The organism is Paenibacillus oryzisoli (assembly GCF_001653565.1).
Taxonomy (GTDB): Bacteria; Bacillota; Bacilli; order Paenibacillales; family NBRC-103111; genus Paenibacillus_E; species Paenibacillus_E oryzisoli.
Genome location: NZ_LYPB01000091.1, coordinates 132,407 through 155,475, shown reverse-complemented (window position 1 = coordinate 155,475; position 23,069 = coordinate 132,407). Strand labels below are relative to the sequence as shown.

Annotated in this window: 15 protein-coding genes; 12 read left to right on the top strand and 3 right to left on the bottom strand. The window is 43.5% G+C overall.

The window, feature by feature from the left end; all coding sequences use genetic code 11:
• Positions 1-18: 18 nt before the first annotated feature.
• From A8708_RS30795 to A8708_RS30785, 3 genes are all read right to left on the bottom strand, one after another.
• Positions 19-912 (bottom strand): LysR family transcriptional regulator, encoded by an 894-nt coding sequence (locus A8708_RS30795; RefSeq protein WP_068670220.1) that lies wholly within the window; start codon positions 910-912, stop codon positions 19-21.
• Positions 913-1,067: 155 nt separating this feature from the next.
• Positions 1,068-3,113, bottom strand: a complete 2,046-nt coding sequence (gene fhuB / locus A8708_RS30790) for a Fe(3+)-hydroxamate ABC transporter permease FhuB (protein ID WP_068670446.1) — start codon at positions 3,111-3,113, stop codon at positions 1,068-1,070.
• 11 nt (positions 3,114-3,124) lie between these two features.
• On the bottom strand, positions 3,125-4,141 hold the full coding sequence (locus tag A8708_RS30785) for an ABC transporter substrate-binding protein (protein WP_239696909.1): 1,017 nt from the start codon (positions 4,139-4,141) through the stop codon (positions 3,125-3,127).
• A gap of 260 nt (positions 4,142-4,401) precedes the next feature.
• Here A8708_RS30785 and leuC point away from each other — a divergent pair, with 260 nt between their 5' ends.
• From leuC to A8708_RS30725, 12 genes are all read left to right on the top strand, one after another.
• Entirely contained in the window at positions 4,402-5,823 is a 1,422-nt protein-coding gene (leuC, locus tag A8708_RS30780; protein ID WP_068670219.1) for a 3-isopropylmalate dehydratase large subunit, read from the top strand.
• Positions 5,824-5,892: 69 nt separating this feature from the next.
• On the top strand, positions 5,893-6,498 hold the full coding sequence (gene leuD, locus A8708_RS30775; RefSeq protein ID WP_028554372.1) for a 3-isopropylmalate dehydratase small subunit: 606 nt from the start codon (positions 5,893-5,895) through the stop codon (positions 6,496-6,498).
• A gap of 263 nt (positions 6,499-6,761) precedes the next feature.
• On the top strand, positions 6,762-8,258 hold the full coding sequence (locus A8708_RS30770; protein ID WP_068670218.1) for an N-acetylmuramoyl-L-alanine amidase family protein: 1,497 nt from the start codon (positions 6,762-6,764) through the stop codon (positions 8,256-8,258).
• 68 nt (positions 8,259-8,326) lie between these two features.
• Positions 8,327-8,914, top strand: a complete 588-nt coding sequence (locus tag A8708_RS30765; protein WP_068670214.1) for a GerMN domain-containing protein — start codon at positions 8,327-8,329, stop codon at positions 8,912-8,914.
• Between the two features lie 26 nt (positions 8,915-8,940).
• Entirely contained in the window at positions 8,941-11,679 is a 2,739-nt protein-coding gene (locus A8708_RS30760) for an S-layer homology domain-containing protein (RefSeq protein ID WP_068670212.1), read from the top strand.
• A gap of 193 nt (positions 11,680-11,872) precedes the next feature.
• On the top strand, positions 11,873-12,544 hold the full coding sequence (gene nth, locus A8708_RS30755) for an endonuclease III (protein WP_068670211.1): 672 nt from the start codon (positions 11,873-11,875) through the stop codon (positions 12,542-12,544).
• Positions 12,545-12,569: 25 nt separating this feature from the next.
• On the top strand, positions 12,570-12,845 hold the full coding sequence (locus A8708_RS30750) for a hypothetical protein (RefSeq protein WP_028554377.1): 276 nt from the start codon (positions 12,570-12,572) through the stop codon (positions 12,843-12,845).
• Positions 12,846-12,932: 87 nt separating this feature from the next.
• On the top strand, positions 12,933-16,637 hold the full coding sequence (locus A8708_RS30745; RefSeq protein ID WP_068670210.1) for a dynamin family protein: 3,705 nt from the start codon (positions 12,933-12,935) through the stop codon (positions 16,635-16,637).
• Between the two features lie 263 nt (positions 16,638-16,900).
• Positions 16,901-18,751: an ABC transporter ATP-binding protein gene (locus A8708_RS30740; RefSeq protein ID WP_082927917.1), complete on the top strand. Its 1,851-nt coding sequence runs from the start codon at positions 16,901-16,903 to the stop codon at positions 18,749-18,751.
• On the top strand, positions 18,748-20,595 hold the full coding sequence (locus A8708_RS30735) for an ABC transporter ATP-binding protein (RefSeq protein WP_068670202.1): 1,848 nt from the start codon (positions 18,748-18,750) through the stop codon (positions 20,593-20,595). Before A8708_RS30740 ends, A8708_RS30735 begins: the two co-directional genes overlap by 4 nt.
• Before the next feature lie 675 nt (positions 20,596-21,270).
• Entirely contained in the window at positions 21,271-22,086 is an 816-nt protein-coding gene (locus A8708_RS30730) for a GDSL-type esterase/lipase family protein (protein WP_068670200.1), read from the top strand.
• Between the two features lie 14 nt (positions 22,087-22,100).
• Positions 22,101-23,063, top strand: a complete 963-nt coding sequence (locus A8708_RS30725) for an ABC transporter ATP-binding protein (protein ID WP_204787678.1) — start codon at positions 22,101-22,103, stop codon at positions 23,061-23,063.
• The last annotated feature ends 6 nt before the right edge of the window (positions 23,064-23,069 follow it).

Below are 23,069 nucleotides of genomic sequence, written 5' to 3'. Positions count from 1 at the left end.
TTGACAGTGGAGGTTATGCTAACGAATGGTTTGCATAACCTCTTTCATTGTGGAGACAAAGGCTTCGGCTGCTTTGGAAATATAGCGACCTTTGCGATAGGCGATCACCAGTTTGCGTGTAGGTCTGTCTTCTAAGATGACGTTTACGGGAGAAAGTTCGTGTAAACTTCTTTTGGAAATTAAATATGGAACGAAGGCAACACCCATTCCAGCGGCAACAAGCGATTGCACAGTTTCCATATTACTCGATTCGAAAACAATATTCGGCGTGAAACCAGCTTCTTGGCACAGATCTAGGGTCAACTTACGGAAGCCTTGTCCTTTCTTCAATGCGATGAAACGTTCCTTTTCCAGTTGAGAGATCCGTACAGGCTCCTTGCTTGCTGCTAGCGGATGCAGCGGCGGAACGGCAAGGATAATTTCTTCCTCTAACAACGTCTCATAGACGAGAGATTCTTCTCTTAAAGGCAAAGATAGAAGCGAAATATCGGTTTGACCATTCACCGTTAAGGTTTCCAGGTTGGATGACGTTTCCTCAACTAGCGAAATTTCGATATCCGGATAGGCTGCTTGAAACACAGGTACCACGAAAGGCAAAATCGTTGATCCTGTAATTGGCATAGAGCCGATCACGAGGCGGCCTTTTTTCATTTGCGAAATGTCTTCCATTTCTTTTTTTAGTCCCTCGATCATATCGAGAATCTTTTGGGATTTCTCGACAAACAGAGAGCCTGCGTGGGTTAGCTCTACAGAATTCGTGCTGCGTTGAAACAAAAGAACACCAAGTTCTTTCTCAAGCTTAGACAATTGTTGGCTTAATGAGGGTTGAGCTATATGTAACTTCTCCGCTGCACGTGAGAAATTTCGTTCTATCGCGATCTGGATGGCATACTGTAATTGACGTAATTCCATGCGAAGAAATATCTCCTTTATTCATGTCTTGATGGTTATCATAACAAGCTTTTTGGGGCGAAACAAGGTGAACATAGGAATTACTAACCATAAAAGGCAATGAAGTCTGGTAGTCACCAGTTTCATTGCCTTTTATGGTTATAGGTTATTTCATGTTACTTGCGAACTGTACTTCTATACATAAGGAATAATAGATACGGAGCGCCTATGATAGCTACAACGATACCTGAGGGGATCTCTTTGGGGATTAGAATCGTTTTCCCTATAATATCTGCCAAAGTGAGTAGGAAAGCCCCTAAGATGGCAGAAAGGACAACAGACTTCTGATGATGCTGTCCCATGAAAAGACGAACAGCGTGTGGTGCGAGCAAGCCAACAAAGCTTACAGTTCCAACTGCCGCCACCGCAATTGCGGCAACAAACACACCGATTGCAGCGGAAACTAGTCTCGTTTTTTGTAACTTCAGACCTAATCCAATAGACACGTGGTCACCGAAAGCTAATAGATCGACACGCCGCCCAAGCAACCAAGCGCTTGGAACTAGAATGACGGTTGTTATCAGAAGTTGGATGACCTCTTTCCAACCTCTAGAATAGGTACTGCCAGCTAACCATGTAAGAGCAGGAGCGGCACCTAGTTTGGATTGGATCACAAGAAATTGAATGACAGCCGAGCCGATTGCAGAAACAGCTATTCCGACAAGAATAAGAACAACGGGATTTAGCCCCTTTTTCCAAGCGAGCGCATAGACGCTGCCAGCGGAAATGAGTGCTCCGACAATAGCACCAATAGGTACTAAAGTTGCTGACGCAGTTGGCCAAATCGTCAATACAAGCAAGGCACCCATTCCGGCACCAGATGTAACGCCAACGACGGATGGGTCAGCAAGTGGATTACGTACTGCTCCCTGCATCATGGAGCCAGCAACGGCCAAGGAGGCCCCAGCGAGCGCAGCAACCAGAATGCGAGGTAGTCGCAAATTCAGAATGACGTTACGCGCCATTTCTTCGCCTTGCCCTGTAATTACAGCGATAACGCTGGATATTGGGATATGCAAAGCACCAGCTGTTAAGCCGAATAGCACCAAGAGAAGTAGAGCTATTGCAGATACCACGACGATGATGGGATAAGGAATTTTCGTACCAACGTAACCGACGCTCATAGAACTGCTCTCAGCGGAAGCTTTCATTCGCGAGCCGCGAATGGCAAGCCAAATTAACCATGGTGCACCTATCAGTGCTGTTACGGAACCTGCAGGGAGCTCGCCAAGTGTACTGCGGAACATTTTGGCAATGGTATCCGCTCCAAGCAGGACTGCTGCACCCCAGATCGCACTTCCTGGAATCAACAGTCGATGTCGTTGCAAGCCAATTAAGCGAACGAGATGAGGTGCGATTAGCCCTATAAAACCAATAGGTCCTACAACACTAACAGTCACACCTGCCAGTAGAATCGCTGCAGCAAGAGCAACTAATCGAACTAGGTTAATATTCTCTCCTAATGAAATAGCAGTTTCTTCACTCAGAGCTAGCATATCTAGCTTTTGATGAAAGAGAAAGGCAACTACGAGTCCAATGCAAATCCAAGGGAGTGCAAATCGGACACCTTGCCAATCGTTCTGTCCTAATGCACCTGAACCCCACATGAATAAGCCATTGGTGGCATCCTCGAACATAATCTGCAAGCCGTTAGTGAAAGCTGAGAGTACGAGTGTTACGATCATACCGGCAAGTGCCATGCGTAAAGGCGAGCTTTTGCGGCCGCCTGACATGTAGTAGGCCATAACGGCTGCACCACAAGCCCCAACTAATGCTAGAGGTAGAGCGTGATCCGATTTCAAGGCCGGGAAGAAAACAGCAGCCAGCACTATAATGAAATAGGCACCCGCATTCAAACCTAACGTGGAAGCGGAGGCAAGCGGATTACGTGTGACAGTTTGCAGTAGTGCACCAGCAACAGCTAGTGCTGCTCCTGCAAGTATTCCCATCACTGCGCGCGGCATGCGAAGCCCCCGCACCATTAAATGGTCGGGGGTATCTTGTGGAGATATCAAAGCTTGTATAACCGTATGAACGGTAATGTTCGCTTCTCCTTGCGTTATATTGAGAAAAAGCAAAAGGAGGAGAGCGAGCCCCCCACCTCCAAATACAAGAAGTGATTTCCACTCGATATTAGCGAAACGGTTAGTTTTCGATGTCATCGCTGATTGGATCATTTCGTAAGTGCAGCAGCAGTTAACTCAGCGAATAGTTTGGCAGATAGAGGTCCGCCGAAAGTCCATGTGTTACCTGGAAGTTTAAATGTTTTGTTGTCCTTCACAAATGAAAGACCTTTCCATACGGCGTTGTCTTTCAATTGTTTCTCGAATACGTTATCCGCATCTTGAACAATGTAGAAGAAGTTTGCATTTTGAACAGCAGGTAAAGCTTCTACTGAAGCAGTTGAGAAGCCATAAAGCTCGAATTTAGTGGACTTAAATACATTCTTCAAACCAATACGTTGCATAATCTGAACGACCATGGAGTTATCAGTGAACATGCGTAGAACAGCATTGTTTTGATTGCTGAACGCTTGTGTTAAAGCGAACTCAGCGCCATCTTTTTTCGCAGCAACTAATTTCGCTTTCGTATCTGCGTACGCTTTGTCGAGATCAGCAAGGACTTTGTCACCTTCCGTTTTCTTACCTACGATATCTGAAATTGTTTTGAATGTTGTTATCATATCCGAATATTGATCGCCTTTACCTTCAGCTGGGTAGGATTCGAATGCGATCGTTGGAGCAATCTTGGAAAGAGCTTCATAGTTCTTGCTTGAACGCAATGTGCTAGTAATGATTAGATCTGGCTTCAAACCAGTGATTGTTTCTAGATTAGGTTCTTGACGAGTTCCTACATCAACAACCGAAGCATCTAATGCAGGCTTAATATTTACCGCACCAAGGTAACCTTTATTGTCAGCTTGCCCTACAGGTTGAAGGCCAAGTGCTAACACGTCCTCTGTGTAAGCCCACTCTAATGTTACAATACGTTTCGGTGTACCTTTAATTGTCGTTGTTCCTAGAGCATGTGTTATTGTCTTATCTGCTGCTGGCGTTGCTGTTGGTTGAACGGTTGCTGCTGGAGCAGGTGAAGCCGTTGACGAAGATGAGTTCGAAGTTCCGCATGCTGCTGTAACGAAAAGTAACATAAGTGAAAGCGTGAAAGTAACTGGTTTAATAAGTTTACGCACAATAAATCCCCCTGATATTATGTATTCAAATATTTGGTGTATCGATGGCCAATTCGATACCGCTAGGAGAATGATAATCATTATCACTTAATATGTCAACAACAATCTGCAAATAATTAACAACTCCCCTTGCTATATAGGAGTTATCTATCAAGCTTATAGTTATTATATCTTGGAACTATTACGCGATTCGTGCTAAAGTACGTTATGAGGGTAAGACATTAGCAAACTAATGCGGATAATGACAAGAGGTGACTGGTATGAGTAAAAAGACAATGTTCGAGAAGATTTGGGATAATCACGTTATTAACCAGGAAGATGGCAAGCCTAGCGTTATTTATATTGATTTGCATCTAGTACATGAAGTAACTTCACCACAAGCTTTCGAAGGGCTTCGCATGTCCGGTCGTAAAGTTCGTCGTCCTGATTTAACTTTCGCAACTATGGATCATAACGTACCAACGAAGGATCGTTTCAATATTACAGATCCAATTTCGAAGCAACAAATCGATACACTTTCACAAAACTGCCGTGATTTCGGCGTTACACTTTTCGACTTGGACAGCCTAGATCAAGGTGTTGTTCACGTTATGGGGCCAGAACTTGGTCTTACACACCCAGGTAAAACAATCGTATGTGGCGATAGCCATACTTCAACACACGGCGCATTCGGCGCACTTGCTTTCGGTATCGGTACAAGTGAAGTTGAACACGTTATGGCGACACAAACACTTCAACAATCCAGAGCGAAATCCTTGGAAGTTCGCATCAATGGCAACTTGAAACCAGGCGTTACTGCGAAGGATTTGATCCTTGGTGTTATCGCAAAATACGGCACAGACTTTGCAACAGGCTATGTTATTGAGTATACAGGCGAAGCGATCCGTGGTCTTTCCATGGAAGAGCGTATGACTGTTTGTAACATGTCTATTGAAGGTGGAGCTCGTGCTGGTCTAATCGCTCCTGATTCAACAACATTTAACTACCTGCGTGGTCGTGAATATGTACCTCAAGGTGCTGATTTTGACGCAGCGGTAGCAGAGTGGTCTAATCTTGTAACAGATGAAGGCGCTACCTATGACTGGGTATTGGAATTCGATGCAGATACATTGATTCCACAAGTAACCTGGGGTACGAGCCCTGGTATGGGAACTAGCGTTACTTCCTTGGTTCCAGATCCACAAAGCTTCGAAACAGAGAACGAACGTAAAGCTGCTGAAAAAGCGCTTGAATATATGGATTTAACACCAGGAACACCGATGACGGAATTGAAAGTGGATTATGTCTTTATCGGTTCTTGTACAAATGGACGTATCGAGGATCTTCGCGCAGCAGCTAAGATTGCGCAAGGTTACACCGTAGATCCTAGCGTAACAGCTATTGTTGTTCCAGGTTCAGGCCGTGTTAAAATTCAAGCTGAGAAAGAAGGTTTGGACAAAATCTTCTCCGACGCTGGATTCGAATGGCGTGATGCAGGTTGCAGTATGTGTTTGGCAATGAACCCAGACGTACTTCAACCAGGACAACGTTGTGCATCCACTTCCAACCGTAACTTCGAAGGGCGTCAAGGCCGCGGTGGACGTACGCATCTTGTTTCCCCAGCAATGGCTGTTGCTGCAGCGATCAAAGGTCATTTCTACGACGTTCGTGACTGGGAAATCAAAGAATACCAACAAGCTTAATTTCGGTAAATTGAAGTAATGTTTATGATGCTAGTTTTGCTGTAGCAAAACTTTAAGGAGAATGAGAACATGGAAGCTTTCAAACAACATACAGGTCTAGTAGGCCCTGTTGATCGTGTAAACGTAGATACAGACGCAATTATCCCTAAGCAATTTCTTAAACGCATTGAGCGTTCAGGTTTCGGTCAATTCCTTTTCTTCGAGTGGAGATGGGATGAAGCAGGTAACGTGATCGAGAATTTCCCATTGAATCAAGATCGTTATCAAGGCGCTTCCGTCCTTATTTCCAGAGCGAACTTTGGTTGCGGATCATCTCGTGAGCACGCGCCTTGGGCGATTCAAGATTTCGGATTCCGCGTTATCATTGCACCTTCCTATGCAGACATTTTCTATAACAACTGTTTCAAAAACAGTATTCTGCCAATCAAATTGTCGGAAGAGCAAGTTGAGGATCTATTCCAACGTACTGCGAAGCACGAAGGATACAAATTGAATGTTGATCTAGAAAACAAAAAGTTGACTGATGAGTACGGTCTTGAAATCCAATTTGATTTGGATGAGCACCGTCGTCAATTCTTGCTGCAAGGTTTGGATGACATCGGATTGACACTTCAACACGAAGCGAAAATTACGGCATATGAACAAGCTCACCAAAAGCGTTTAGCTTACAAGTAAGTAAATACCAGAAGACGTAGTCCCTCGGGGCTGCGTTTTTTTGTGTTTTCATTTTAAATTTTCTACATAAATCTTGCAACTTTTGGCAATTTGTTTCGTCTAATAGATTACTAGAATGTCGAAGTAAAGGAGGTTGTGCTGTCAGGTAGAGGTTAATTTTGCTATAATAGATAGGAAGTTGATAGTTTCGTAGAATTTGCTGATTGGTTGCGTTCCTACATCCCCCGAAATCCCCCAATTCCGACATTACATAGAGGTGAATGATGAAATTTCCTGCATTTTGTTTGTTTTTGCTCGCATGTTTGTTGCTGCTGCCTACTACCGCCTTTGGAGCTGAAGCGTCAAAACCGATTAAGCTTTATATGAATGAGAAACAGCTTGAAGTCCAAGGAGTTCAGCCGCGCATTGTCAATGATAATACAATTGTTCCTGTTCGAATAATTGTCGAACAAATCGGTGCCAAAGTCAGCTGGGACGAAGCTACAAGCAAAGTAACCATCGTGAAGGATAAAGTGAATATCCAACTCGTGATTAACAATGTAACCGCACTTATTAATGGTAAGAAAGAAACACTAGAAGTAGGTCCAAAGATAGAAAATGGCTCAACAATGCTTCCACTGCGTTTCATTGGTGAAGTATTGGGTATTGAATTTAAGTGGGATGGTGCTACATCATCTGTGCATATGTTCAAACCAACGGAATCAGATTCAAAGCCAGTTACAGCTCCTGTTGATGTTGGTGGAACTGACGGTGGTACATCCAATCCAGAGACCAAGCCTCCGGGAACTAAGCCTACTACTGGGACGGGTACAGGAAACGGATCTGGAACAGGTACAAGCTCTGGGAACGGATCAGGAACTGGAACAGGTGCAATCACACCAGACCCATCTGTACATGTGATAACCTCAATTTCACTTTCTGAAACAGAGCTTACAGTTGTTGCAAAGGATGGGACCATAAGTCCGAAAGTCTTAACGTTATCTAATCCTTCTCGTCTCGTGTTTGATTTCCCTAACACCATATTAGATGAGTCCTTGCAGAAGCTTCTTGTTAAGAATTCTGGCGAATTGCCATCCAAGCAACCGTTAGTATCTAAAGTGCGATTTTCAAATTTCAACGATAATCCGGCTACCGTTAGAATTATTCTGGATTTAAACGCGCCAACAGAGTATCAGACAATTCCTTCTAAAGTTACTAATCAATGGAAGGCTTCGATCGGCGCGAGGAAATTAACTGTAATTATTGATGCTGGTCATGGAGACAACGATCCTGGCGCACTATCCATTACAGGGAAGCATGAGAAGGAATTTACGCTCTCTACAGCGAAGAAGGTAGAGGCACTATTAGCGAAAGATAAGCGGATGCATGTTCTGATGACCCGTTCTGATGATACTTTTATCCCATTAGACGATCGCGTTTCTTTTGCCAATGATATTTCAGCAGACCTTTTTCTATCCATTCATGGGAATAGTGCCAAAGCAACAGTATCAGGAACGGAAACTTACTATAACAGGCCAGAGAGCTTAGATTTCGCCAATGTGATTCATAAGTACGCAGTTCCAGCTACTGGCTTTGCTGATCGAAAGGTTCGTCAAGCTGATTTCCGCGTTATTACCAAAACGAGTATGCCAGCAGTCTTGCTTGAAGTTGGTTATTTGTCCAATAAGAATGATGAATCTGCCATGTACAAAGAGGCATTCCAGGACAAATTAGCTGCTTCACTTGTTGCCGCTATTAAGGAATATTTGAACCTTAAGTAAACATGTAGACCCTCAAGCGGATCAATATAGGCTAGCCTGTCTAGGCATAATGCTAAGGAGTGAAGAAGATGAACAAAACAAAACGCCTAGTTCAAGGAGCACTCCTTGTAAGTGCCATCACATTAACTGTTACAGCTTGTGGCCAGAAAATGCAATTAACTGGGGCCGCAACTACGACACCGGAAACAACAGCTACACCGATTGCAACAACTCCCATTCAAACGGTTACACCGAAACCTTCAGTAGCACCTCTGAAACAGTTGCAGGTCAAGGCTTATTACAGTGACCAAGATGAAATGAAACTTGTTGAAAAAGTAGTTACCGTACGCGTAGAGAAGGATTCGGAGGCGTATGAAGCAGCGCTCAAAGCACTTCAGAAAAGTGAAGATCCAAAGGCTATTCCTTTATTCGAGGATATGAAATTCAATAGTGTGAAATGGGATGCTGCCAAAGGTGAAATAAAACTGGATATGACATTCGGTCCCAAGACACAATTAGGTGCTCCTGGGGAAGAGTTATTCCTACAAGCACTGAAGAAAACGATGTTCCAATTCCCAGAAGTAAAAACATTATATGTACTTAAAGACGGCAAACAAGTAGATAGTTTAATGGGACATGTGGAGCTTCCTTACCCAATTAAACGCCCTACCAATTAGGAATTGAAGAGGAGTTAACTTAGATTATGAAAAATAAGCAATTGGCGAGTGCTATCGTAAGCTCACTAATCATCACAAGTCTAGCAGGTACGCCAGTCCTTGCAGCATCCGTGAATAATTCAACGACTACGTCGACTTCAACAACAACTGCGAATTCGAATGTTCGTCTATCGTTTAACGATGTGAGTAGTAATTATTGGGGGATTCGTCACATTTCCAAGCTTGCCTTGGAAGGTGTTATTGAAGGAGTTGGTGATGGCATCTATTCGCCAGAAACGTCAGTAACCCAACAAGATGTACTCATTATGGCTACACGGATGATGGGATTACAATCCGAAGTCGATAACTTGAAATCTGACACCGTTTTTCCAGGATTCTTGTTAGTTGATAATTATGCACGCAACTATGTAGACGTCGCAGAAAAAAAGGGTTTGATTTCATGGGAACAAGAAAAATTAAAAAATCCAGGGGCTACTACAGCTGTTAAATGGGGACAACAAAAAGCAACGAGAGAATGGGTAGCTGAAGTCGTGATTCGCGCTATTGGTAAAGCGTCACTTGCAGAAAGCTTATCGGGCAATGCAACTTCTTTCACGGATAATACACAAATTAGCAGTAGCGCATTAGGTTTCATCAATGCAGCTGTAGCTTTGAAAATTGTAGATGGATTCGAAGATGGATCATTTCAACCAAAGGGTGCGGTAACACGTGCACAAATGGCAGCCTTCTTAAGTCGTTCGCAGAAAGATTCGACTACTTTGCCAGAGCGCGCTAAGAAGGGTTATATGACTAGCCTAACGAGCGAAAGCATTGGACTCATGGATAAAGACGGAAATACAAGTACGTATAAGATCTCAGCGAATACCGTGTTTTTCGGGAATAAGAATGATCAAGCTATTTCATCAAAAGAATTACAAGAAACATATGAAATCTCCATTGTACAAGTAAATGGTACAGCATATTACGTGGAAATTCTTAGTGATAAACTGCACATGGACATTCATGAAGGTCAATTATTGAAGCTTAATTTAACAGGGATGAAAGCAACCTTAGATGATTATGAAAGCTATGACTTAGCTTCGGATGTTACTGTAACAGATGCTGATGGGCGAGGACTTAGCTTGGGTGAAATCGTTACAGGAAGCACGATCCAAATTCGTAAAAGTCAACTTGTAGACAGCGACAAATATACATCTATTATTGTGAAACAAGTACCGGTGAACAAAACAGCCCTCGGCGATATTCAAACGTTGAATAAAGAAGCCATGCAATTGACGTTGCTTCCGTCCGAAACAGGTGAACCTGAGACTTTCGGTTTCTCCAGTAATGTAGTTGCGACACTTGCGGATAACACTTTAATTAGTATGGATGCCATCCATGTTGGCGATACGGTAGAATACACGGTCAAGAATAGTGAGATTGTAAAAATTATCGTTAAGAAGCAAGCTGATGTTGGAACGAGTGTAGAAGGGACGTTCAAACAATTTACGGACGATCATTCTACGATTTTAATCAATAAAACATCGGGCAAGACAGTAGATGCCTTTGAATTGAGTAACAATGCTAGTGTTGTTATTGATGGATTAACGAACGCAAGTATGTATGATCTGGCTGCTGGTGATCAATTAAAGCTTGACGTGCTGAATAATAAGGTTACAAAGATTACGGTAATTAATCGATCGATTGAGAACTTATACTTTGCCAAAATTGTCAGCTATCAGGACTCATCCAAATTTTTATCAGTGATTGATAATGCTGGAAACCCAAATGCTTATATTCTAACTGATGGTATTTCAATCACGTTTAATGGCAGCAAACTGCCGTTTAGTTCTTTCAATAGTGTTTTTACCCCTGGCAAATATGTGGATGTCTTGGTTTCTAACAAAAAGGTGTTAAGTATTCAAATGTCCACACAGTTGGACGGTGTTTTAACACAATTGAATTTACAGACGAATGATGTCACATTGAAAACGGATAGTGGTCAAAGTTTAACGTTTAAACTTAACTACACGCCGATCGTTGAACTTGCTAATAAGCCGAACAGTACACTCGCTGATTTGAAAGTGGGAGATAAAGTAAGTCTGCTGCTTAGCTATGATCAAACGACAGTAACTAAAATCGTTACAACGAATACGACCATATATAAAACTCTACTAACCAATGCGAATTTGAAACAAGCTACGGTTATGGACACCAATAATACGAACTATACGATCCCATTAGATGGAATTTCTCTAGTGAAAGCCGATGGTACTAGCGCAGTGTTCGCTGATCTGGCGATTGATGATTATGTGAAACTGACATTCAAAGGGCTGACGATCACGAAAGCAGAGTTAATTACTCCGATTCGTGGTAAAGTAACAGCTGTGAATGCGGCAGGTACAAGCTTGACTGTTCAAGATTTTACGGGTAAAAGCCAAGTCATTAATGCAGGCAGCAATTACAGTGTGAAAGTGAACGGTGGTGCAGACTTGAGCTTCTCCTCCATTAAAGTGGGGGATCGCGTTCAATTGATGAAGGATATCAATGATAAAATGCTTATCCAAGTAGCTACTCTTTCTAAACGTGAGTTTGATCAATATAGCTCTACGTTGAACCAAGTGTATGTGAAAGCTACGAATACAGGTGATCGTACTGCGTACAATGTATTCCCGAGAGCTTACTTCCATACGGGTTCCACAGTTGTTCCGTTAACCTCTTATGTAACTGGTGATCAATTGAATTTGTATATCCTTGATAATAAAATTGTTGAAATTGAAAAATAGAAATTTGAACAAATGTTAGGGGAAAACCGTCTGTTTTGAGAAGCTATTGGTCTCAAACAGACGGTTTTTTCTGTTTTTCAAAAAAAAATGTTTATTTTTTAGAAAATGTTCGCATTTTGACGCTTTCAAGGATTGATTCTGACCTAACAATTCGATAAACTGGAGAATATTACGACCGTAAGGAAGATCAGCTATGACACAGAAGACAGTAAGACATATTCTCGATACGATCGGTGAGCTATACCCGGATGCACATTGTGAGTTGAACCACAGTAATCCATTTGAATTAACGATTGCTGTATTGTTATCAGCTCAGTGTACGGATGAAACCGTGAATAAGGTTACTAAAGACTTGTTTGCGAAGTACACCTGCCCTGAAGACTACTTGGCTGTTCCGTTAGAGGAATTGGAGCAAGACATTCGGAGGATTGGACTGTTTCGTAACAAGGCTAGTCATATTCATAAGCTGTGTCAGTTGCTACTGGACAAGTTCGGTGGTGAAATTCCTGAGAAACATGAGCAGTTAGTTGAATTGCCAGGTGTAGGACGTAAGACGGCGAATGTCGTTGTATCGAACGCTTTCGGCGTGCCGGCCATTGCGGTTGATACGCATGTGGAACGAGTCTCTAAGCGATTAGGACTTGTAGACTGGGACGATTCCGTGCTGGAAGTTGAAAAGAAGCTCATGAAGAAAGTACCTCGAGACGAATGGACGCAAACACATCATCGGCTTATATTCTTTGGTCGATATCACTGTAAGGCACAGAACCCCAATTGCGCGTTCTGTCCATTATTGGACAAATGCCGTGAGGGGAAGAAACGTATGAAACCACAGCCAACTAGGAAAACTATTACAAACAAATGAAATGCTGACAAAGGATGGGATAGAAATGAAATGCATCGCCGTATATACGAATAGCTTCGAATTGTTCTCCGATATTTATGAGCAAGTCATCAATACGCCGCTCGCTGATAATGAGGAAAAAGTCATTGAAGGTGTAACAGTCAGTGAATCCGGTGAGGTTCCTCAGAATTACATAGACAAAATGAAAACAAAATCCGAGGTTGTTGTGATGAAAGTGAAGGATTCGGATATTACGATTCTTCAACATCGTGACGTTTTTGAAATTTTCCTTCCGGAAAAAGAAAAAATCGCCCTCACGTAAGTCCAGAATCTCCCATTGGGAGATTTTTTTTCTGTATAGCTGAGAGGTAGTAAGAAAGAACAGATCATAGAGGAGCGGAATGAACGAATGACGCAATTAGTAGCTGGAAGCATCACGGTCATGCCGGATGCACTTAAGAAGATGGGGCAAGTGCTGGGTCATGCAGGTGATGGTGATAATGCCATCAAAATGGGGCAATTGCTGGATAAGCTGGATAGTGGACGGATGAATATTGCGTTCTGCGGACATTTCTCTGCTGGAAAATCAACACTTATTAACCAGTTGTGCGGGCATGCCTTATTACCCTCGAGCCCGATTCCAACGAGTGCTAATATTGTTAGCATTCGGAATGGGCAACCAGGTGCGCATGTGATGCACCGGAGTCTAGAAGGGAAGGTTATTCCACAGGAGAAGGCGACAACCATTCCTCTCAGCGAGTTAGAGGCTTATTGTGTGAATGGAACGGATATTGAAACGGTTGAAATTACGTACCCGATTCCTTTTCTTGGTGAAGATACAGCTTTGTTGGACACTCCAGGCATTGATTCAACTGATGATGCGCATCATCAATCTACCGAATCTGCTTTGCATTTAGCTGATGTGGTTTTCTATGTCATGGACTATAACCATGTGCAATCGGAAGTGAATTTAGCGTTCACAAAGAAGATGAAAGAGTGGGGGAAACCGCTATACCTTGTTGTGAATATGATTGATAAACATAAGGAATGGGAGCTTCCTTTTGAACAATATCAGAGTGGAACGAAACAAGCTTTCTTAAATTGGGGTATTGAGCCCGATGATTTGTTGTTTGTGACGATGAAGGAGCCAGCACACCCGCATAATGAGTACGCTAAGCTGCAATGGCTGCTAAGTCGTTTAATTGAACGTGGCGATCTCTTGCGAAGCTATAGTATTGATGCTTCTGCACGTTACTTAGCAACAGAACATAGCAAATGGTTGGCGGAGCAACATGAACCACAGAAAGCGGAGTTGCTGGAGGCGATGAACGAGGAAGGCAATGTTGACGATGTTCAATTGTTGGCAGCTGCTAAGCAAGCAGAACTGGCGGCATTGAAAAACTTGCCTGAATTATTAATTACAGAGCTTCGAAAAGATGTTGGCGCTATTATTGAGAATGCGAATATTACGCCTTCATTAACAAGGGATTATGCAAATGCTTATCTGGAAAGCCGTAAACCAGGATTTAAGGTTGGATTTTTCTCGAGTGCAGCGAAGACCGCTGCAGAGCAAGAGAAACGGCTAACCGTGTTTCAGGCCGATTTGGCAGAGCAAGTAGAAGCACAATTGGATTGGCATTTGCGAGATGCCCTGAAAAAGGCAGCAAACGAGCAAGGTCAACATGATGTTGGGTTAATTGCACAGATTGAAGCGTTGAAAGTTGAAGTTACTGGCGCTTTGATCGGTTCACAGGTAAATACAGGTGCGACGTTTGGCGGTGAATATACGCTGAACTACATGAAGCAGCTTGCTGGAGAGCTGAAGCTTCAGTATCGCAAACAGGCGTTTGCGGTGATTGATATTATCGCGGCCGCGGTCCGCGATAATTCACGTGCAGCCGCCGCTTTGCTAGCGGCTGAGCTGCAAGCCCTGAGCGGCCGGCTGAGCGCCAGCCGCGAGCTCGCCCGCCTCGAGGAATCTGAGGCGGCAGCAGAGACCCAGCTGCTGCGCTTTGCCAGCTGGGCAAGACCTTCTGCGCCGGCGCTGCCGGATGCGCAGCTCTTCACGGCCATGGAGGAGCCGGCAGCAGCCCCGCAAGGCGGGGCTAACCTGCACGTGACCTCCATGGGCACGATCCTGCAAGCCGCGGCGAATGCGACGGCGGCAGCAGGCACGGACTCGGCTGGCCCCGCAGTGGCAGCCGAGTCGGCGTCATCCGTGTTCACCTCGGGTGAACACGGCAAGCGCATGGAGCGCAAGGCTGCCGACTTGCAAGCGGCCTCCGCTCTCATCGACGGGCTGCCGTCGATGCGGTCACTCGCGCGTTCCATGCGCGAGAAAGCGGACCGTCTGCGGCAGCGGACGTTCACGATTGCGCTGTTCGGAGCGTTCAGCGCGGGTAAATCATCGTTCGCCAATGCGTTGATTGGCGAACGCGTTCTGCCAGTGTCGCCGAACCCGACGACGGCGGCAATCAATAAGATCATGCCGCCAACAGAAGGCTGGCCGCATGGCACGGCTAAGGTCAAGATGAAGAAAGCAGACGCGATCTTGGAAGATGTGTTGTACTCGCTTCAGATTCTTGGCGTCGAGGCGTCAGATATGACTAGCGCACTGAAGCGAATCAGTCAGCTTTCACCTGCGGATGTGACGGCCAAAGGAAAACCGCATTTCTCTTTTTTGAAAGCCGTAGAGAAAGGTTGGGAAGCAGCCTCAGGTCAGTTGGGAAGTGAACTCCGGATCACGAAGGATGAGTTCTCAGGTTATGTCGCGGAAGAACATAAGTCCTGCTTCGTAGAATTTATTGAATTATACTATTCGAATCCATTGACGGATCAAGGTATCATTTTCGTTGATACACCAGGGGCAGATTCCATTAACGCTCGACATACAGGTGTCGCTTTTAACTATATTAAGAATGCAGATGCCATCCTCTTCGTCACTTATTATAACCATGCTTTTTCCCAGGCAGATCGCGAGTTTCTGCTTCAGCTTGGCCGTGTTAAGGATAGCTTTGAAATGGATAAAATGTTCTTCGTCGTCAACGCTTCTGATTTGGCGGCAAGCTCTGAGGAGCTTGCGGGAGTTGTGAAGCATGTGGAAACGAATTTAGTCCAGCATGGCATACGCCATCCGAGAATTTATCCGATTTCCAGTTATTTGGCGGCTGAAGGTAAGATCAATGGTAATGAAAGCTTAATCGTACAATCAGGGATTCAGCCATTTGAACAGCAATTTGTTCAGTTTACTTTGAATGAACTCAGTGATGTGGCTATTCATTCGGCTAATCTAGAGCTTCATCGTGCAATTAGCACCATGCAGAAGTGGCTGGAACGAGCACAATCAGGCGAGGAAGAACGTAGATTGCAACTTATTAAGTTGGATGCGTCAGAACAACAGGGCTTAGATCTACTAGATGACACACGCTATGATGCTGAGTTAAAGGAATTGAAAAAAGAAATTCAAGAGTTGATGTACTATGTCAAACAACGAACGATGTATCGCTTTGGCGAGCTCTATAATTTCGCATTCAATCCATCCACGTTCCGTGATGAGGCTAAGGACCCTAAAGCAGCTATTCAATTCGCATGGAATGAACTGTTGCGGATGATTGGGCACGATTTATCCCAAGAAGTACTTGCAACTACACTTCGTGTAGAGAATCGTATGAATCTCATCTCCACCAAGCGGATGAATCGCTGGGGCGAGGAGCTGAGCTTGCTGTTAGAAGGGTTTGAGAAGGCTTCTTATGAGTCAAATACGTTTGTGACGCCAGAGGTAACAACGAAGTTAGAAGCATCCGAAGTAAGCTTGAAGCTGCTTCAAAGTTATTTTAAGAATGCGAAGCAATTTTTTGAAGGTGATGGCAAAAGTAAGCTAAAGGCCGAATTAGAGAATCGGATTAATGCGCCGGTTATTGCTTTTATCGAAACACAAACGCATGAACTTGAACAAGCTTACGGCATACAGCTAGAAAATTGGTTGATTTCTCAGAAATCGATCATGGACCAACAGGTGAAAGAGCATGCAGAGGGGCTTCGAGATGCACTCCAAATGAAGATTGATTTGGATGAACTTATATCTAAACAGCATCAGTTGAAGGCGTTTGTTTAGCTGTTAAACAAAAGGGTGACTAGGTTCTTCGGAACTTAGTTGCCCCTTTTTTTGGATTGCTCATGTAAGGGCTTTCAATGGCGGGTATCCCGATGATTTAAAAGAATAGGGGGGATTACTACACGAATTTGTGAATTTATGCCTAATTAAGCGTTTAAATCCGAGTATCCTCGAATTGCTCACATATAGTGATGGTGTTAAGATTCATAAAGTGTTCACACATTATAAGCGTTTCAAATCTATCCTTTTAAGGAGGGCCCAAAGTGGATGTATTCAGGCAACTGAAGCCATATTTTTGGCCAGAGAAAAAACTGTTTTTTGGAGCAATTGCATGTCTTGCAATCGCTACCGCGCTCGGCTTGGTGTATCCCAATTTACTTCGCTATTTAATTGACGAAGTGATCACCAAGAAGCAATTTGACTTAGTTCCACGATTGGCACTATTTGTTGTTATTGTCGTTTCTATGAAAGGGATGTTCCAGTTTCTACATGGTTTGTGCGGGGGTCGCTTAGGAAACCGTGTTGCATACCACTTACGGAATGCGCTGTACAACAAGCTGCAGTATTTATCATTTCAGTACTATGATCAAGCGAGGACAGGAGATCTGATGTCAAGATTGACAGCCGATCTAGAAGCGATTCGCCAGTTTATTGGTTTTGGCTTCGCACAGATTCTGAACGTTTTGTTAATGCTTGTTTTTGGTATGGCGATGATGTTCTCTATCTCTTGGAAGTTAGCTTTACTTACAATGATTACGATGCCATTTCTAGCATTTACTGCCGTTCGCTTTGAAGGTAAAATTCACCCGGCTTTCCGGATGGTGCGTCAGTCTCTGAGCACGATGACGACTGCTGTTCAAGAAAATATTACAGGTGTTCGGACCGTTAAATCTTTTGCTCGCGAACCGCATGAAATTACCAAGTTCGCAGAACGCAATGAAGATTACAAGTCCATGAATATTGGATCGTCAGGGATTTGGGCGAAGTACTTCCCGATTATGGAGATTCTAGCGAACTTGAGTGTCGTTATACTACTTGGTGCTGGCGGTTACATGGTTATTGATGGGTCGATTTCACTAGGGGATTTGGTAGCATGCTTTAGTCTTATTTGGTACATAATCGGGCCGATGTGGGGACTTGGTTTTCACATTAATAACTTTACACAAACAAAAGCTTCTGGTGAGAAAATCCTTGAGGTTCTGCATCACTATATGCATGTCAAAGATAGCGATACCGCTGCGGCCTTGACCAAGGTTGATGGTCATGTACGTTTTGATCACGTAACGTTCGCTTATCCAGAGAAACAACCAGCATTGTATGATTTTTCATTAGATGCGCCTCCAGGTTCCGTTATTGGTCTTCTAGGAAGCACAGGTTCCGGTAAAACAACGGTGATCTCTCTCCTCATGAGAGCTTATAATGTCAAAGAAGGCAAGGTAATGCTGGATGGAAAGGATATTCGTTCCTTACAGATTGAAAGCTACCGAAGCCAAATTTCAACAGTTTTCCAAGAAACGTTTCTATTTTCTTCTACAATACGCAATAATATCGCTTACGGTCGCAAAGATGTGACTATGGATGAAATTATTCGGGCTGCGAAACTAGCGAAAGCGCATGATTTCATTTCAGAACTTCCTGAGGGCTACGACACCTTAGTTGGTGAACGGGGACTTGGACTTTCAGGGGGACAAAAACAGCGTATTGCGATTGCTAGAGCTTTGATCAAAGATCCGAAAATTCTCGTACTAGACGACGCCACAAGTGCAGTTGACATGGAAACAGAGCATGAGATTCAAGCTGGTTTTGGTGAAGTTATGGCAGGTCGAACAACTTTCATTATTGCCCACCGAATTTCTTCATTGAAACACGCGGATGAAATCATTGTCCTGGATAAAGGGCGCGTCATTCAACGAGGTAAGCATCAAGAATTACTGCAGCAAGATGGCTTGTACCGTCAAACGTATGATATTCAATATGCGGATGGTCCACAAAACCAAACTGCTCAGAACCAAGCAGCGGTTACTCGAGAAGAGGGGACTTCTGCAGACTCAGAAGTTTCCGAAGGCAATCCAATAACCCATTCCTCCAAGCCAGAAAGAAGGTTGGCAAATTGAGTAATCCATCGAAACAAGCTGAGGCGGCTGCGCCGAATCCAGATTCACAAACTGGCAATCGCTTCGTCTATCAAGATGATGAACTGATCGAAAAGCCGTTTGACTGGGGCCAATTAAAACGCTTGTTTGGCTATATGAAACCTTATCGTAAGCAAATGCTGCCTATTATTATTACTATGATGCTATTAGGTGCGATTACGAAGTTGACAGTACCACTACTCATTAGTAAAGCAATTGATAATGCGATTATCCCAAAAGATAAGAACCTGCTCTTTCTCATTGTTGGCATCATGTTAGCTGTTTATCTCATTCAATGGTTAGCCAATACATTCCGCATTAAGTTTACGAACATGATTGGACAACGTGTTATCTATGATCTTCGCCATGACCTTTTCAGTCATATTCAGAAGCTCTCATTCCGATTCTTTGATACACGACCAGCGGGATCAGTCCTTGTTCGTGTTACGAACTATGTGAATTCCTTGCAGGATTTATTTACGAACGGTGTCGTCAACTTATTGATCGACGTTGTTCAACTTGTAGGTATCATCATTATTTTGCTCTCATTTAATTTTAAATTAGGTGCTTCGATCATTGTAACGGTTCCGATTATGTTTATCATCTCGACGAAACTGCGAACCAAAATTCGCCGCTCATGGCAAGATGTTACGATGAAGCAATCCCGATTGAATGCCCATTTGAATGAGTGTATTCAAGGCATTAAAGTGACACAGGCCTACACACAGGAGAAAGAAAACATTCAGTTCTTCTCCAAAATGAATATGACCAATCGATTATCTTGGAACCGAGCATCCATGCTGAATCAATCTTTTGGACCTCTTATTGAAATTACCGGTGCGATTGGGTACTTTATCTTGTTCTGGTTAGGCGCCCATTTGATTCAAACGGGAGAAATCAGCGTTGGTTTACTCGTTGCGTTTGCGACTTACATCGGTTATTTTTGGGAGCCGATTACACGTTTGGGGCAAATGTATTCGCAGTTGTTAATTGCGATGGCTTCAGCGGAGCGGATTTTTGAATTCATGGATGAGAAACCAACGGTTGCAGAAATCGAGGGTGCCAAAGATTTACCTACTGTACAAGGAAATGTGAAGTTCAAAGATCTTGTATTCGAATATGAGCCAGGACGTCCAGCATTGAACCGAATTAACTTGGATGTAACTGCCGGACAATCCATCGCTTTGGTCGGTCATACCGGATCGGGGAAAAGTACGATTATGAACTTACTTTGTCGCTTCTATGACCCTAACGAAGGGGTAATTGAAGTCGATGGATACAACATTCGTAACGTCACAATTCACAGTCTTCGCTCTCAAATCGGGGTCGTACTGCAAGATACGTTTATTTTCTCGGGCTCGATCCGTGATAACATTCGATTCGGTCGCCTAGATGCTACGGACGATGAAATCGAAAAGGTAGCGAAGGCTGTTCATGCACATGACTTCATCTCCAAGTTGCCTAATGGCTACGATACAGAGGTGCAGGAGCGCGGTAACGTCCTATCAATGGGGCAGCGCCAATTGATTTCGTTTGCCAGAGCATTGCTAGCCAATCCTCGCGTACTTATTCTGGATGAAGCGACAGCAAGTATTGATACGGATACAGAGCTCAAAATTCAAGAGGCTCTGAAGACACTATTGGCGGGTCGTACTTCCTTTATCGTCGCACATCGCTTGTCAACGATTCGCAATGCTGACAAAATCGTTGTACTTGATCACGGACGGATGATGGAAATTGGCAATCACGATGAGCTTATGAAGGAGCAGAAGATCTACTACGGTTTGATTCAAGCTCAGTACAAATTTTTACAAGACGCTGTTTAAGAAAAGAAGAAGCTGCTTAGCCACTTGAAGTGGTTGGGCAGCTTTTTGTCTTGAGAAGGAAAATCGAATTTTACATTGAGAATTATTATCAAATAAAGGGGGGCTTAAGAAGGGGAGAATAGCTCAGCTCATCTGCTAGAATTTAGCCCCTGTAGTCAATTGGCCACTAACATTCTATCTTGTGGCACAATATGCCGCACGAAAAATGTAATAGGTAGCACACTGTAAGTCGATAAAATCGACTTGCAGGGAAGAATTAGAGCTGTGAGCACTCTGTAAGTCGATAAAATCGACTTGCAGGGAAGAATTAGAGCTGTGAGCATGCAGTAAGTCGATAAAATCGACTTACTGGGAAGAATTAGAGCTGTGGGCACTCTGTAAGTCGATAAAATCGACTTACAAGGAAGAATTAGAGATGTGAGCACACTGTAAGTCGATAAAATCGACTTACAGAGGAGAATTAGAGATGTGAGCACACTGTAAGTCGATAAAATCGACTTGCAGGGAAGAATTAGAGCTATGAGCACTCTGTAAGTCGATATAATCGACTTACAGGTATAAATTGCAGCTGTGAAAGCGCTGTGCTCGCCTAATCTGGACAATGTTTGCAAAATTTGACGAGAAGCTATACTCTTAAATTGGAAATATGCCAAAGATTCGCAGGAGGGGACAGCATTGAAATCATCTCGCTTCATCTGGGGTGCCATTGGTTTGACCGCGTCAATTTCTACAATTGTTTTCGCTGTTGGCTTTGCGTACGCGGCGAATCAAATATGGTTTCCTAAGGCATCTGGAGACTTGCAACTCGCGACTCCAGCACCTACGAAACCATCGGTTATTGAAAGCAGCTCCAAGCTGCAAATTGTCGCTTTAGGAGATTCTCTAACAGCTGGAACTGGCGACAATACAGGTAAAGGCTACGTTGGACGTGTCCGTGAAAAGTTAGAAAAAGCAAGTGGAAAGCCAGTCTTTGTACTTAACAATCTCGCGATCCCTGGTTACAAAAGCGATCAATTACTGACTGATTTAGCATTGAAGAAAACACAAGATGCGCTAGCACAAGCAGATATCATTTTGCTTACGATCGGTGGAAATGATATTTTTGCAGGAGGGGATGGGCTTTTTAAAGGTGATAATCAAACTGAATTTAATCCTGAGGCAGCTGAGAAGCGGGTAGATCCAGCACTAGCCAAGATGGAGAAGATTATTGCGGCGATCAATCAAGCCAATCCGAAAGCAACGCTCTTATATATTGGTTTATATCACCCTTTCCTAGATCTTGATCCATCAAGACAGGGTTCTTTAACCGTGCAGCGCTGGAATAACGGCGTGTTTAAACTGACGAATCAATATCCGCAGATGCTCATTGTTCCTACCTACGACCTATTTGAGCAAAATTTGATCAAATATTTATCATCTGCCGATCATTTTCATCCGAATGGGGATGGGTATGAGCGAATCGCGGATCGGATCGTCCAAATTTTAAAATAGGGAGGACCCTTGGTATGGCTATAGCTGCAACGCCTAAAATTGTTTTGTCTGTCAATAATCTTAAAAAAAGCATTAAAAACAAAGAGATTATTAAAGGCATTTCTTTTGACGTATATGCGGGTGAAATATTTGGTTTCCTTGGGCCTAATGGCTCAGGCAAAACGACGACAATACGTATGCTCGTAGATTTGATTCGTCCTACGGAAGGTACTATACATATCTGTGGTTTTGATGTGCATAAGGAACATGATGAAGCGATGAGAAAAGTGGGTTGTATCGTTGAAAATCCTGAACTTTACTCCTATCTGACAGGGTGGGAGAATCTCGAACATTTTGCTCGCATGCTTCCTGATGTGGATGAGAATCGGATTAGAGAAGTCGTGGAGATTGTTTCGATGGATGCGCGCATTCATGATAAAGTACGAACCTACTCACTTGGCATGCGTCAACGATTGGGGATTGCTCAGGCTTTATTAGGGCGACCAAGTCTTCTGATTCTGGACGAGCCTACCAATGGACTTGATCCTCAAGGTATCAAGGAAATGAGGGAGTTTATACAACGACTAGCAGCGGATGGACTGAGTCTATTCGTTTCAAGTCATTTGCTTAGCGAACTTCAGCAGATGTGTGATCGCGTAGCGATTATTAGTCATGGCGAGGTGATTCAAGTAGGTGCAGTAGATGAACTCATTGCTCAAGGTGGCAGGGTCGTATGGACGGTTTCACCAGGTGAACAAGCACACCGCGTACTGCAATCATCTGACGTAGTGCTTTCAGCGATCGCAGTTGAGTCGGATAATATGACTAACTTACCCCCAACGGTAATGCAGATTTCAACACAAATGAATCAAGAAGACATTCCTAAGCTTAATCAACTCCTCATCGAACAAGGAATTAGTTTATATGCCGTAGAAATAAAAAATCCAACACTTGAAGATTTGTTCTTGCGTCTAACTGAAGGGGAACGAATTGAGTAGGAGAAG